Source organism: Mesorhizobium sp. M1428, assembly GCF_040317515.1.
GTDB lineage: Bacteria > Pseudomonadota > Alphaproteobacteria > Rhizobiales > Rhizobiaceae > Mesorhizobium.
Map to the genome: position 1 here is coordinate 38242 of NZ_JAMYKT010000033.1, position 13158 is coordinate 51399.

The 13158-nt window shown below is 64.2% G+C and carries 12 protein-coding genes; 5 read left to right on the forward strand and 7 right to left on the reverse strand.

Translation table 11 applies throughout. From position 1 onward, the window contains the following. Positions 1 to 8: 8 nt before the first annotated feature. The 7 genes from NKG60_RS28805 to NKG60_RS28835 all read right to left on the reverse strand — a co-directional run bounded on the left by NKG60_RS28805 (position 9) and on the right by NKG60_RS28835 (position 6229). A complete protein-coding gene (locus NKG60_RS28805) occupies positions 9 to 239 on the reverse strand; it encodes a hypothetical protein (RefSeq protein ID WP_095488311.1) in 231 nt (76 codons plus the stop codon). A 187-nt stretch (positions 240 to 426) separates the two neighbouring features. After that, positions 427 to 1851 (reverse strand): NADP-dependent phosphogluconate dehydrogenase, encoded by a 1425-nt coding sequence (gene gnd, locus NKG60_RS28810; RefSeq protein ID WP_352863987.1) that lies wholly within the window; start codon positions 1849 to 1851, stop codon positions 427 to 429. 140 nt (positions 1852 to 1991) lie between these two features. Then, on the reverse strand, positions 1992 to 3617 hold the full coding sequence (locus NKG60_RS28815) for a copper resistance CopC/CopD family protein (protein WP_352863989.1): 1626 nt from the start codon (positions 3615 to 3617) through the stop codon (positions 1992 to 1994). Between the two features lie 55 nt (positions 3618 to 3672). Beyond that, positions 3673 to 4191, reverse strand: a complete 519-nt coding sequence (locus tag NKG60_RS28820) for a YcnI family copper-binding membrane protein (protein ID WP_352863991.1) — start codon at positions 4189 to 4191, stop codon at positions 3673 to 3675. Between the two features lie 25 nt (positions 4192 to 4216). Further along, the gene (locus NKG60_RS28825; RefSeq protein WP_352668710.1) at positions 4217 to 4750 is read right to left on the reverse strand and encodes a copper chaperone PCu(A)C; all 534 of its coding nucleotides are present in this window, start codon (positions 4748 to 4750) and stop codon (positions 4217 to 4219) included. A gap of 100 nt (positions 4751 to 4850) precedes the next feature. Then, positions 4851 to 5207 carry a DUF2946 family protein gene (locus NKG60_RS28830; protein WP_352668712.1) on the reverse strand — a complete coding sequence of 119 codons (357 nt, stop codon included), beginning with the start codon at positions 5205 to 5207 and terminating at the stop codon, positions 4851 to 4853. 119 nt (positions 5208 to 5326) lie between these two features. Beyond that, positions 5327 to 6229, reverse strand: a complete 903-nt coding sequence (locus NKG60_RS28835; RefSeq protein ID WP_352713961.1) for a GntR family transcriptional regulator — start codon at positions 6227 to 6229, stop codon at positions 5327 to 5329. Positions 6230 to 6483: 254 nt separating this feature from the next. Here NKG60_RS28835 and NKG60_RS28840 point away from each other — a divergent pair, with 254 nt between their 5' ends. The 5 genes from NKG60_RS28840 to NKG60_RS28860 all read left to right on the forward strand — a co-directional run bounded on the left by NKG60_RS28840 (position 6484) and on the right by NKG60_RS28860 (position 13022). Beyond that, positions 6484 to 7989, forward strand: coding sequence for a UxaA family hydrolase (locus NKG60_RS28840; RefSeq protein ID WP_352976253.1), 1506 nt, complete (start codon positions 6484 to 6486; stop codon positions 7987 to 7989). A gap of 328 nt (positions 7990 to 8317) precedes the next feature. After that, entirely contained in the window at positions 8318 to 9313 is a 996-nt protein-coding gene (locus tag NKG60_RS28845) for an ABC transporter substrate-binding protein (protein WP_352976254.1), read from the forward strand. Positions 9314 to 9416: 103 nt separating this feature from the next. Beyond that, complete coding sequence (locus tag NKG60_RS28850) at positions 9417 to 10970, forward strand: sugar ABC transporter ATP-binding protein (RefSeq protein WP_352976257.1); 1554 nt, start codon at positions 9417 to 9419, stop codon at positions 10968 to 10970. Next, the gene (locus NKG60_RS28855; protein WP_352649512.1) at positions 10967 to 11932 is read left to right on the forward strand and encodes an ABC transporter permease; all 966 of its coding nucleotides are present in this window, start codon (positions 10967 to 10969) and stop codon (positions 11930 to 11932) included. The genes NKG60_RS28850 and NKG60_RS28855 overlap by 4 nt, the downstream gene beginning before the upstream one ends. A gap of 70 nt (positions 11933 to 12002) precedes the next feature. Continuing rightward, entirely contained in the window at positions 12003 to 13022 is a 1020-nt protein-coding gene (locus tag NKG60_RS28860; protein WP_352976260.1) for a zinc-binding alcohol dehydrogenase family protein, read from the forward strand. The last annotated feature ends 136 nt before the right edge of the window (positions 13023 to 13158 follow it).

The following is a 13158-nucleotide window of genomic DNA, read 5'->3' on the forward strand; positions in this document are numbered from 1 at the left end:
CGGCTCTACTAGTCCGAAAACCTCACGCTCACGCCGCGCTGCCGAAAATAGGCCTGCATCAACTTGCGCCCCGAGCGGTTGTTCTGCGCCAACTTGGTCGGATCGAACACCGCCTGTTTTATCCCTTCTCGTGTCAGCGCCGCTTTAAGCGTCGCGATATGTGCGTCGATGTCGGCATTGTCCGCCCGGAGGGAGGCATAGATACTTTCGGTCGCCTGGGCCACGGTCGGTTCGCTCACAGGTGTCGTCCTTTGGTTGATTGAGCGGCGGCTTACCACAGATTCGCGGCTCCGCCGATACCGATGAGACCGTCAATCGTCTCTACCGGCATAGCAGGTTCCTGGCGCGACCCGACACCCAGTTGGTCGCTGGAGATGTCTGCTTTCTGGCAACCGCAAAATTGGACTCTAGGTCCAAGTCGCGGCGCTAACCCGCCGCGCCGCTGCCCCACGGGCCATGGAAGGCGCCCTGCCCGTCGATGCGCTCGAAGCCGTGCGCGCCGAAGAAATCGCGCTGCGCCTGGATCAGGTTCGAAGTGCCGCGGCCCTGCCGGTAACTGTCGAAATAGGCAAGTGCGGATGACAGGGCCGGCACCGGCGAGCCGGCTTCGGCCGCCCTTGCCACGATACGGCGAAGCGACGGATGTGCCTCCTGCATCAACGAGACGAAAGCCGGCGCCATCAGCAGGTTGGTGGCCGCACCGCCGGCGCCGAAGGCCTCCGCCATCGTATCCAGCAATTGCGAGCGGATGATACAGCCGGCCCGCCAGATCTTGGCGATGACCGGCATCGGCAGGTTCCAGTTGAATTCCTTCGACGCGCCGCTCATCACCGCGAAGCCTTGCGCGTAGGCGGCGATCTTGCCGGCAAACAGCGCCAGCTCGAGATCGCCGAGTAGGGCGTCCCTGTCTCCGGAAATCTTGCTCACGCCGCCGCCATAGACCTTTTCGGCGGCAAGCCGCTCGTCCTTGATCGACGACAGCACGCGTGCCGCCACTGCCGCCTCGATCGCGGTGGCCGGGATGCCGAGCTGCTGCGCCTCGATCACCGACCATTTGCCGGTGCCTTTCTGGCCAGCGCGGTCGAGGATGATGTCGACCACCGGTTTGCCGGTCTTTGGATCGTCGGCGGCCAGCACCTTGGCGGTGATCTCGATCAGGTACGAATTGAGCCGGCCCGTGTTCCACTGCGAAAACACCTCAGCGATCTCTTTCGGCCCCATGCCAAGCCCGTCGCGCAATATGCCGTAGATCTCGGCGATCATCTGCATGTCGGCATATTCGATGCCGTTGTGGATGGTCTTGACGAAATGGCCGGCGCCGTCGGTGCCAAGCCACGCCGCGCAAGGCTCGCCCTTGAACTTGGCCGAGATCGCGGTCAGCACCTTTTCGACGCGCTTCCATGACTCTTCGGTGCCGCCGACCATGATCGAGGGGCCGTGGCGTGCGCCCTCCTCGCCGCCGGACACGCCCATGCCGATGAAAGTCAGGCCCGAATCGGTAAGCTCCGAGAAACGCCGCATCGTATCGCGGAAATTGGCATTGCCGGCGTCGATGACGATGTCGTTTGCCGACAGCACGCCGCGCAATGCCGCGATCTGCTCGTCGACCGGCTTGCCGGCCAGCACCATGATGATGATCGGCCGCGGCGGCCGGATCGCGGCGGCCAGTTCCTCCAGGCTGTAGCAGGGCACCACCCTATCCCTGAGCGCGCCGGCATTTTCGACAAAGGCATCGGTGCGCGCCGCGGTGCGATTGAAGACGGCGATGCGGTGCCCCTTCTCGGCGATATTGAGCGCCAGGTTGGAGCCCATCGTGCCAAGGCCGATCAGGCCTATTTCGGCTTTTTCCATCGTTTCTTCCCTGCTTTCGGATCTTGTTGGTTTGAGCCCGCGATTGGGTTGGATGCCCATTCTTGATGGCGATGATTGACGGGGGTTCGTGGCCGCGTCAACCGCCTCGCCGAATTGTGTTGCGTGGACCAGCGCTCTCGTCACGGCCTGATGTCGATCGGCGCCTCTATCTTCACCATCTCGAAATCCGAGACCAGGATATCGAGCCGCGCCGTCCACCGGCCGGCAACCGGAATGACGAGATCGTCGACGCGCCAGGTGCCGTCGCCAAGCCTCGTCGCCGGGCGCTTGATGGGTTCGATGCCGGAATCGGGCTTTGATAGCACCAGCGTCACCTGCTTTGCGTCGAGCGGGCCGAAATCGCCGGTCATGATGAAGATCGAAGCGGCAACAGGCCCGGCATGGCCGGGCACAATGCTGAGGTCGGCCATCGCCTGCAGCGTGTGGATATGCACCGATGCCGGCTGTGCCGCGGCGATCGCCAGCGCGCGCGGCGGCGGCGTGAACCGCCAGCCGGCGGCAACGCCGAAGATCGTCAGCACGATCAGCACCTCGATGCCGATCGAGCGGGCCAGCCGCCGCTGGACTTCCGTATTTCCTGCCTCAGCCGGGGCCGTAAGCTTCAAGCGATTGACCGCGGCGAGCGTGAACAGAAAGACGAGCAGCACCAGCTTGAGCAGCAGCAGCCGGCCGTAAGCGGTATGGACCAGCGCCGACGGCGTTTGCACCTGGATGACGGCGAGCACGATGCCGGCTGCCGCAAGCACCGCCACGACGAACAGGATCGCTCGCGAAAACCGGCGCAGCAACGGCCCGGCTTTGTCCGGCTGCCGTTTCAAGGCAACGCCAAGCGGCGCCAGCGCCCCGGCCCAGATCGCGATACCGGTGGCGTGCAGAAACACCATCGGCCGGGTCAGCCATTGCGGCTCGGCGGCACTGGCATGGCCGCTGGCGGCAAGTGCTGCGCCGACACCAACCAGTCCGGCCAAGGCCAGCGGCTTTGCGTCGGCGGGCGACACGACCAGCGATAACAGGCCAAGGCCGAGCGCCATCAGCGCGATCAGCACCGTCCAGCCGAAGCTGGTGCCGAGCCCGGTCTGCCAGATGACCGGCTGCGCCAGCCGGGCAAGCGGCGCGCCGAGTGCATCCAGCCCCTGGAAACCGAGCGACAAGAGTGCGGCGGCCAGCCCGCACAGGATCGCAGCGACGATCAGGCGCTGGCCGGATCGGCCGCCTTGCGCCAGCCAGGCCAGCGCAAAGGCACCGCCGACGCCGAAAAACAGGCCGATATAGAGAAAAACCTTGCTGATCCAGATCGCCGTTCGAAGCCCCCGGTCGACGGCTTCGGAGGCGGCCGGCGCGGCACTCGGCGCACCGACCGAGAACAGCACCGAGCCGCCGACCGGATGCCCGTCGGCGGAGATTACCCGCCAGCTCAGCACATGCGTGCCAGATCCGAGCGTTTGCGGATTGTCGATCTCGACGGTCTGGCCGCTGAGCCGGAAGGAGCTCAGCGGGATCGACGTGCCGTCGGGCCGCACCAGCGTCAGCAGCAGCGGCGAAACCGGCTCGGTGAAGGTCAGCGACATCTGCGACGGGCTCTGCGCCAGCACCGCACCGTCAGCCGGCTCGGCCTTGACCAGCGCCGCATGGGCGAAGGCTGCGTTTGGCGCGGCAATGGTGGCAAGCAGCACAATCGCAACCAGCAGGCCGATGGCAAGCCGGCCGGTTGTGCAGACCGTTCGCAGGATGGATGCCGCGCTCATGTCACCGCCACGAAGATAGCGGCGCGCTCTTTCGGATGGAGCGCGCCGCTGGAGCTCACTTCTTCGGCAGCAGCTTGAGGCCGGGCGCCGGAAATTCCAGCGCGTCCTCAGCCTGCCCGACCGCCGGAATCTCGATCCAGCGATCGGCAACGCCGTCACATTCCTGCACCACCGGGAAATGCAGCATCTGGCCTGCCGGCAGGTCGGACGCCAGTGTCGCGCGAAAGACGAATTCGTCGTAGAATTCGTCCGGCAGGCTGCCGGCGCTCCAGTTGATCTCCTTGACGCCGCTGGTCACTGCCTGGCCGTAGAGCTGGTAGGACTTCTCGTATTTGCCGTTCTTGACCTGCAGCGTCCAACCCGGTTTCGGCATCGGTTTGACCGAGAGCACCCCTTCCGGGATCTGCACGCGCAGCGCGGTCGTCGCCTTGCCCTCGCAGCCATGCGGCACCCGAAGAACCGCCTTGTAGGTCGAGCCGACCGCCGCCTCCGGCGTTTCGAGCGTGATGTGGGCGAAGGCCGCGCTGGTCCCGAGGACGAAAAGCGCGCAGCCCGTCAAAAGAGATTTCTTCATGATGCTACCTCTCGAAACGGCCAAGTCAGTCGTCCTGGGGTGCCGGGCTGCCGATGCCTTGCACGGCGAATTCAATCTGCACGGGCCCGGCTTTCTCGAAGGTCAGCGTGGCGGAGAACATTTCGCCCTGCTTGGGCTGCCGCTTCAAATCCATGAACATCAAATGATAGCCGTTGGGCGCCAGCGCGACCTTGCCACCGGCCGGGATTTCGAGGCCGCCGGTGACCGGCCGCATGGTCATGACGCCATTGCTGACGCCCATCTCGTGCAGTTCGGCCTTGGCCGAAATGTCGGAGGTGATCGACAGCAGGCGATCCGGCGCACTGCCGGTGTTGGTGATGGTGAAGTAGCCGCCGGCTACCTTGGCGCCGGCTGGCGTGGCACGCGACCAGGGGTGCCCGATCTCGATATCGCCAAGCTTGAACTCATGTGCCAACACCGTCTGGGCGCTGGCGAACAGGAGGGAAAGAACGCAAAGGGCGACGCCGAGACGCTGCTCGAAACCACCCAGTGCGAAGCGCCTGCGGCTGGATGCGGCAGCGCGAAAAGAGTGAGACATGATTGCTCCGTGGACTTTAGGGGATCGCGCCGATGGCCGGTCGCGAACGATGTCGATAAACGCGCCGGCAAAGCGTTGCGCAGCGCGAACCAAGAACGGATCAGGCCGTCGCCGGTGGGGCGCGCGGATTGGACGGAGTGCGGGCGCGGGCGAAATCGCGATGCCGAAAGGCCGGCAGGATAAAGGCGATGGTTTCGACGGAGAGGCTGCGAGACAGGCTCCCGGCGGCATCGGGCGGCGCATAGACCGCCGAAACGAGGTTGCAGCCAAGCATGCAGCAGGCCGGCATGTGCTGCTGATGCGGATCGCCGGCGGGGAGTTGCGCCGCACCGTCATGGGTGCAGATCGTGTTGCCGAAAGCATCGAATTGCGAGGCGTTCGGCTCGACGCCGGAAGCAAACGCGCCGAACATCGACTGGAGCACGAGAAGCCATGCCGCGGCGAACGCGACCGGCATGCTCCATCGTCTCCGGCGTATGGTCAAGAACCAGCCTCTTCACGCAGCAACGTCAACTCTCTAGCACGGAGCTGGCGGCCGGAAAATCGCCAAAACGTTGCTGCGGCAACGCAACACAATCACGCGCGCAGCGGCTGCCTGCCCTCGGGAATCGACGTCAGCAGCGTGTGGCGGGCCGATTTCAGGTGCTTGCGGCAGGCGGCGTCAACCTTGGCGAGATCGCGCGATTTGAGCGCGGCGATATAGGCGAGATGCTCCTGGACCGCGACTTCGTTGCGCTCGCGCTCCTGCGCCTTGTTCCACTGGTAATGATAGTGGAAGATCATGGCGATGACATCGTAGAAATCGACGATGAAGCGATTGTGCGACGCCCGGTGGATCAGCCGGTGAAAGCGCTCGTCAAGCTCGGAGAATTCGTTGAAGCGCACGGCGATCTCGCGCGCCAGCCGGTGATGCTCGTCTTCCAGGCGGTCGAGGTCGGCCCACACCGGGCTGTCCTCGGGCAGAGCGGCAAAGGCTGCGGCCGAGCGCAGTTCGAACATCTCGCGGATTTCGGTCAGCTCCAGCGCGAAGGCGCGGGTAAAGCCTTTCAGCACCCAGTGGCTGTTGCGGCGCTTCTCGATCAGCCCAAAGCGCGAGAAGCGGATCAGGAATTCGCGCACGCTGGTGGTGCCGACGCCGATCTCACGCGCCAGTTCGAGCTCGTTGATCTGCATGCCGGCCTCGGCACCGCTGGCAAGCAGCCGCCGCATGAAGGAGCGCTCGATGATCTCGGCCAGCGTGTCGGTTTCTTCCTCGGGGAAGAAATCGTCCGGCCGCGGTTCGCGCAGAACCGTCTTGCTGCGCTTGTTCCAGTCGATCAGCCCGGTTTCTTCCATGCGCGCAAGGATGGTGCGGACCGTCGTGCGGCTGACGCCGAGCAGCGTACCCAGCTCCGGCTCCGAAGGCAGGCTCCTGGTTTCGTCGAGCAGCCTCAGACCGCGATTATAGGCATCCTTGTAAACGTTGTTGCTCTTCGACATCCCTGCCCCGTGGCGCCGCCGCTTGCGTCCGACGTGAAGCGTTTCTCGCGCATGAAACCGGTACCGCTTCGGAAAACATCATGCGCAACGCTGGTTTTGGTTGTAGAGCCTGCGTCGCGCATCCAAAAAGACGCGTCGCGCTCTGGCGAAAAAACAATTGACGCGAAAATGTTTTTTCACGATAAAAGACATTATATGTTAAGAGCCGCGTGTCAATCCGCTCGCGCACCCAGGAACACACCCAGGAAGCTCCCGTGAACGCCGCAAACAGCATTCTTCTATCTCCCGCCGACAATGTCGCGGTCGCCAATGGCCGCATCGAGATCGGCACCGTGCTGCCGGGCGGCGCCGTCGCCGCCGCGCTGATCGAGCCGGGCCACAAGGTGGCGATAAAGCCGATTGCGGCCGGCGAAGCCGTGGTCAAATACGCCCAGGCGATCGGCCGCGCCACGCAGGACATCGCGCCCGGCGCGCATGTCCATTCGCACAATCTGGTCTTCGAAAGCGGGCGTTTGCCGGTGGTGCCTCCGAGCGAGGCAGTGCATGCGACCGAGGCCGACCGCGCCCGCATCTTCATGGGCTACCGCCGCGCCGACGGCCGCGCCGGTACGCGCAACTTCGTCGGCATTCTCGCCAGCGTCAATTGCTCGGCCACCGTCTGCCACGCCATTGCTGACGCGGCGAACCGCACGCTTCTGCCGCAATATCCCGGCATCGACGGCTTCGTCCCGATCGTCCACGGCCAGGGCTGCGGCATGAGCGCCACCGGCGACGGCATGATGGTGCTGCACCGCACGCTGGCCGGCTACGCCCGTCATCCGAATTTTGGCGGTGTGCTGATGGTCGGGCTCGGCTGCGAGGTCAACCAGCTCACCCTCTATGGCCAGAAGGGCGTTGCCGCGGGAAAACGCCATTTCAACATCCAGGAAGCCGGTGGCTCGCGCAAATCGGTCGAGAAGGCGCTGGTCGTGCTGGCCGAGATCGCCGAAGAGGTCGGCAAGCTTCAGCGTGAGCCGATCCCGGTCAGCGAGATCGTCGTCGGCCTGCAATGCGGCGGCTCCGACGGCATGTCCGGCATCACCGCCAATCCGGCGCTGGGCGCCGCGGTCGACATCCTGGCCGGCGTCGGCGGCATCGGCATCCTTTCCGAGACGACGGAGATCTACGGCGCCGAGCACCTGCTTGCCTATCGCGCCGCAACCCCCGAGATCGCCGCCAAGCTCGACGGTTACGTGAAATGGTGGGAAGACCACGTCGCCAAGCATGGCGCATCCATCGACAACAATCCCTCACCGGGCAACAAGCGCGGCGGCCTGACCACCATCCTGGAAAAGTCGCTCGGCGCGGTTGCCAAGGGCGGCCAAACGCCGCTCAACGGCGTCTTCGGCTATGCCGAAAAGGTCACCGGGCACGGGCTGGTATTCATGGATACGCCCGGCTACGACCCGGTCTCGGCCACCGGCCAGGTGGCGGGCGGCGCCAATGTCATCGTCTTCACCACCGGCCGCGGCTCCTGCTTCGGCTGCCGGCCGACGCCGTCGATCAAGGTCGCCAGCAACTCGACCATGTATCACACCATGGAAGAGGACATGGACGTGAATTGCGGCGTCATCGCCTCGGGCGAAAAGACCATCGCCGGCATGGGCCGCGAGATCTTCGAACTGATCGTCGAGACGGCTTCGGGCCGCAAGACCAAGAGCGAAGAGTTCGGCTACGGCGACAATGAGTTCGTGCCGTGGCACCTCGGAGCGACGCTCTAAGCCGGACCATGCGCAACAGTCGCGAACACCGGACGTGATCGCCAGGCGTCACAGTTCGTATACCAAAAAAGAATGAACATTCCATATTGACTGTCAGATGGAATTAATATTCCATACGGAATATGGGAGGAGATTGGCAGCGGAGTTCCGACAGAAAAAACTCTTCCGTCCAGCCATTCGAAGCGGCCACCAAACAGCGCTTGCGCCGACCGAGATGATGCACTATCAAAATGCGGTAAATGTTTTTTATTGATAAAGTTCCGTTTGGGCCGCGCCATCCGAATGGAGCTTCCGTAACATTCACCGGGCGACTTAGGGAGGACTCCTAATGAAATTCGTGACCAGCATTCTCAGCCGCCGCGCCTTCGTGGCACTTGCAGCTGCCTCGATGCTTGCCGGCGTGATGCATTCGGCTCCGGCATCCGCGGCCGACGTGACCATTCCGATCATCGTCAAGGACACCACGTCCTTCTACTGGCAGATCGTCCTGGCCGGCGCCCGCAAGGCTGGCAAGGACCTCGGCGTCAACGTGCCGGAGCTCGGCGCCCAGGCCGAGACCGACGTCAACGGACAGATCTCGATCCTCGAAAATGCTGTCGCCGGCAACCCGGCCGCCGTCGTCATCGCGCCGACCGAAGCCAAGGCGCTCGGCAAGCCGATCGACGAGGCCGCCACCAAGGTCAAGATCATCGGTATCGACTCCGGTGCCGACTCCAAGGCCTTCACCTCGTTCCTGACCACCGACAACATCCAGGGCGGCCGCGTCGCCGCTGACGGCCTTGCCGCAGCCATCGGCGAAGCCAATGGCGGCAAGATCGAGGGCGACGTCGCCCTGATCACCGCGCTTCCGGGCGCCGGCTCGCTCGAACAGCGCGCCCAGGGTTTTAAGGAACAGCTCGCCGCCAAATATCCCGGCCTCAAGCTGGTCGCCGACAAATACGCCGACGGCCAGGCCACCACCGGCCTCAACATCGCCACCGACCTGATCACCGCCAACCCCAACCTCAAGGGCATCTTCGCTTCCAACCTGATCATGGCGCAGGGCGTCGGTCAGGCGATCGCCGAGAACAGCCTCTCAGGCAAGGTCGGGCTGGTCGGCTTCGACAGCGACGAGAAGCTGATCAAATTCCTCAATGACGGCGTCATTTCGGCACTCGTCGTCCAGGATCCGTACCGGATGGGCTATGACGGCATCAAGACGGCGCTCGCCGCCTCGAAGGGCGAGAAGGTCGAGGCCAATGTCGACACCGGCGCCAATTTGGTCACCAAGGCCAACATGAAGGATCCGAAGATCGACGCGCTGCTCAACCCCAAGCTCGACTGAGTATAGCCGCAAGTGAACTGTTTCCGGGGCCTTTTCGCCCCGGAAACATCCCACTCGTGCCAATCGCGAGGCCAATCTTTGGGGCCAATCTGGGAGGATTGTCATGATGTCGACGGCGCAGGAACTCCATCCGGCCCCAACGCTTGAACCGGGCAGGACCATCCTCGAACTCAGCGGGCTGGAAAAGCGCTATCCCGGCACCCACGCGCTGAAGCCGGTCGACCTCGCCTTCAAGGCCGGCGAGATCCACGCCATCGTCGGCGAGAACGGCGCCGGCAAATCCACCCTGATCAAGCTTCTGACCGGCGTCATGCCGCGCACCTCCGGGGACGTCATCTGGGAGGGCAAGCCTGCCGCATTGGCGACGCCGCATGAGGCGATGGCGCTCGGCATCAATGCCGTGCATCAGGAAGTCGTCCTGTGCCGCCATCTCACCGTCGCCGCCAACATGTTCCTCGGCGAGGAGGATGCACGTTTCGGCATCCTGCAGCAGCGGGCGATGGTCAGGCAGGCGCAGAAGATCATCGACGATCTCGGCTTCGACCTGCCGGCGCATGTCATGCTGGGTGACCTGACCATCGGCCAGCAGCAGCTGATCGCCGCCGCCCGCGCCACCGTGCGCGGCACCAAATTCCTGATCTTCGACGAACCGACCGCCTACCTCACCCGCAAGGAGGCCGACCAGCTGTTCACGCTGATCCGCCGGCTGAAGGGCGAAGGCGTCACCATCATCTACATCAGCCATCGCATGGAGGAAGTATTCGAGCTCGCCGACCGCGTCTCGGTGCTGCGCGACGGCACGCTGGTCGGCACCAGGAACATTGCCGAGACCAATGACGCCGAGCTGGTCAAGATGATGATCAACCGCTCGATCGAGCAGGTCTACCACAAGGAGCATTTCACCCCCGGCGCGATGCTTGTGGAAACCAGGAACCTGTCCGGCAAGGGTTTCGAAAATGTCTCGATGTCCGTCCGCGCCGGCGAGATCGTCGGCCTCTATGGCCTGATCGGCGCCGGGCGCAGCGAGTTCGTCACCACGCTCTATGGCCGGCACCGCAAATCGGCCGGCCAGATCATGTGGGAGGGCAAGGAGGTCAAGGTCAATTCCGAACACGACGCGATCAGGCTCGGCATGGCGCTGGCCCCGGAAAGCCGCCGCGACCAGGGCCTCTGCCTCAACCTGCCGGTCGGACTCAACCTCAATCTGCCGATCTACAAGCGCATCTCGAATAATCTGCTGATCTCCCGCGCGCAGGAAAAGACGCAGGCCGATCGCCAGATCGCCGACCTGCGCATCAAGACGCCGACGCGCGGCGCGCTGGCCTCCAGCCTGTCCGGCGGCAACCAGCAGAAGATCGTCATCGGCAAATGGCTCGCCCATGGCGCCAAGCTGTTCATCTTCGACGAGCCCACTGTCGGCGTCGATGTCGGCACCAAGGCCGAGATCTACCGCCTGTTCGGCGCGCTGCTGTCCAAGGGAGCGGGCATCATCCTGATCTCGTCCTACCTGCCCGAGGTCTATGAGCTCGCCGACACGCTGCACGTGTTCCGGCGCGGCAAGCTGGTGGCCACGCATGGGTTTCGTACCGCTGACCACGAGGAGATCCTCACCCAGGCGCTGGCCGAGAAACAAGAAAGACCGGGAGGGAAGATATGAGCACCGAGGCGATCGCTGCCGAAAGGCCGAAACGCAACTACAACGCCCTGTTCGGGCTGACACTGCTGGCGCTGCTGGTTCTTTTGTGGGTCATCCTGTCGGTGGCGACGCCGAGCTTCGCCTCTGCCAACAACATCTCCAACCTGTTGCGGCAAGGGTCGATGATCGCCATCCTGGCGGTCGGCCAGACCTTCGTCATCATCACCGGCGGCATCGATCTTTCCGTCGGCGCCGTGGTCGGCTTCGCCACCGTCATCGTCGCGATGCTGATCAACGCCGGCACACCGGTTTTCCTCGCCATCCTGATCACCTTGCTGGTCGGCGTCGCCATCGGCATGTTCCATGGCTTCGGCATCGTCAAGATGGGCCTGCCGCCCTTCATCATCACGCTGGCAACGCTGACCTCGCTGCGCGGCATCGGTCTGTTGATGACCAACGGCAACTCGATCTCGATCAACAACGACGCCTTCCAGACATTCTCGCGCAGTTCCTTCGTCGGCGTCCCCAATCTCTTCTGGATGGTGATCCTGGTCGGCATCCCGGCCTACATCTTCCTGCACCACAGCCGCTGGGGCCGCTATCTGTTCTCGGTCGGCTCCAACGCCGAGGCGTCGCGCCTGTCGGGCGTCAACGTCCAGCGCACCATCTACATGGCCTATACGTTGTCCGGGCTGTGTGCGGCCTTCGTCGGCGTGCTGCTCGCCTCGCGCATCGGCATCGGCAATCCGACGCAGGCCGAGGGCTGGGAATTGCAGGCGATCGCCTCCTCGGTGATCGGCGGCACCTCGCTGTTCGGCGCTGTCGGCTCCGTGCACGGGCCGCTGCTCGGCGCCTTCATCCTTGCCACCATCAACAACGGCGCCAATCTGCTTAACGTCAACGCCTTCTGGCAGCGCATCATCACCGGCGTGCTGATCATCGTCATCGTCTATTTCGACGGGCTGCGCCGCCGCGGCAAATAGACCGCCTCCCAACAACCGCCGGCCTCGCGACAGCAGGGCCGGCGGTGCCATGAACCGACTGGATTGAAGCATGAAAGCCGTCGTCTGCCGTTCCCCCGGCGAACTTGTCCTCGAAGATCGTCCGGCGCCTGGCGCGCCCCCCGCCGGCTGGGCGCTGGTCGCCGTCAGCCATGTCGGCATCTGCGGCACCGACTATCACATCTTCGAAGGCAAGCACCCGTTCCTCGCCTACCCCCGCATCATGGGCCACGAGGTTTCCGGCACCGTGATCGAAGTTGGCGAGGATGTCGATCTCTCGGTCGGCGAAGCAGTGATCGTCAATCCCTATCTCGCCTGCGGCAAATGCATCGCCTGCCGGCAAGGCAAGCCCAATTGCTGCGTCAGGATCGAGGTGCTCGGCGTCCACCGCGACGGCGCCATGTGCGAGCAGGTCCTGGTGCCGGCGCAAAATCTTTATCCGGCAAACGGCCTGTCGCTGGCCGATGCCGCCGCCGTCGAATTCCTGGCGATCGGCGCCCATGCCGTGCGGCGCTCGCTGGCTAATCCAGGTGCGCGCACGCTGGTCATCGGCGCCGGCCCGATCGGGCTCGGCACGGCGCTGTTCGCCCGCATCGCCGGGCTCAATGTGACGCTGCTCGACATGAGTGCGGAGAGGTTGGGTTTCGCCGAAAGTGAACTCGGCTTCGCGACCCTCGACGGCTCGCAGGGCGCCACCGCCGACCTGGTGCGGGACGCAACCGGCGGCGATGGCTTCGACGTGGTTTTCGATGCCACCGGCAACACCCGGTCGGTGCAGTCGGCTTTCGCCCATGTCGCGCATGGCGGGGCGCTGGTCCTGGTCAGCGTCGTCAAGGACGACATCGCCTTTTCCGATCCGGAATTCCACAAGCGCGAGATGATGCTCATCGGCAGCCGCAACGCCCTGCGTGCCGATTTCGACCATGTCGCCGCCTCGATCCGCAACGGCGCGCTGCCACTGGCAAAGCTCGTCACCCATCGCACTACGCTTGGCGAGACGCCGCGTGACCTCGCCCGCTGGGCGCATGAGAAGTCCGGCCTGATCAAGGCCGTGATCGAGGTGGGTTCATAACATGGCAGGCGGTGAACCCGGCCCGAATTGACGACGCCCCGCGCAGGTCGACCCCCACTCCGTCTCGGCTTCGCCGAGCCACCTCTCCCCCACTATCGTGCTATCGGATTCACACATTTTGCAGATTGAGTTTGGT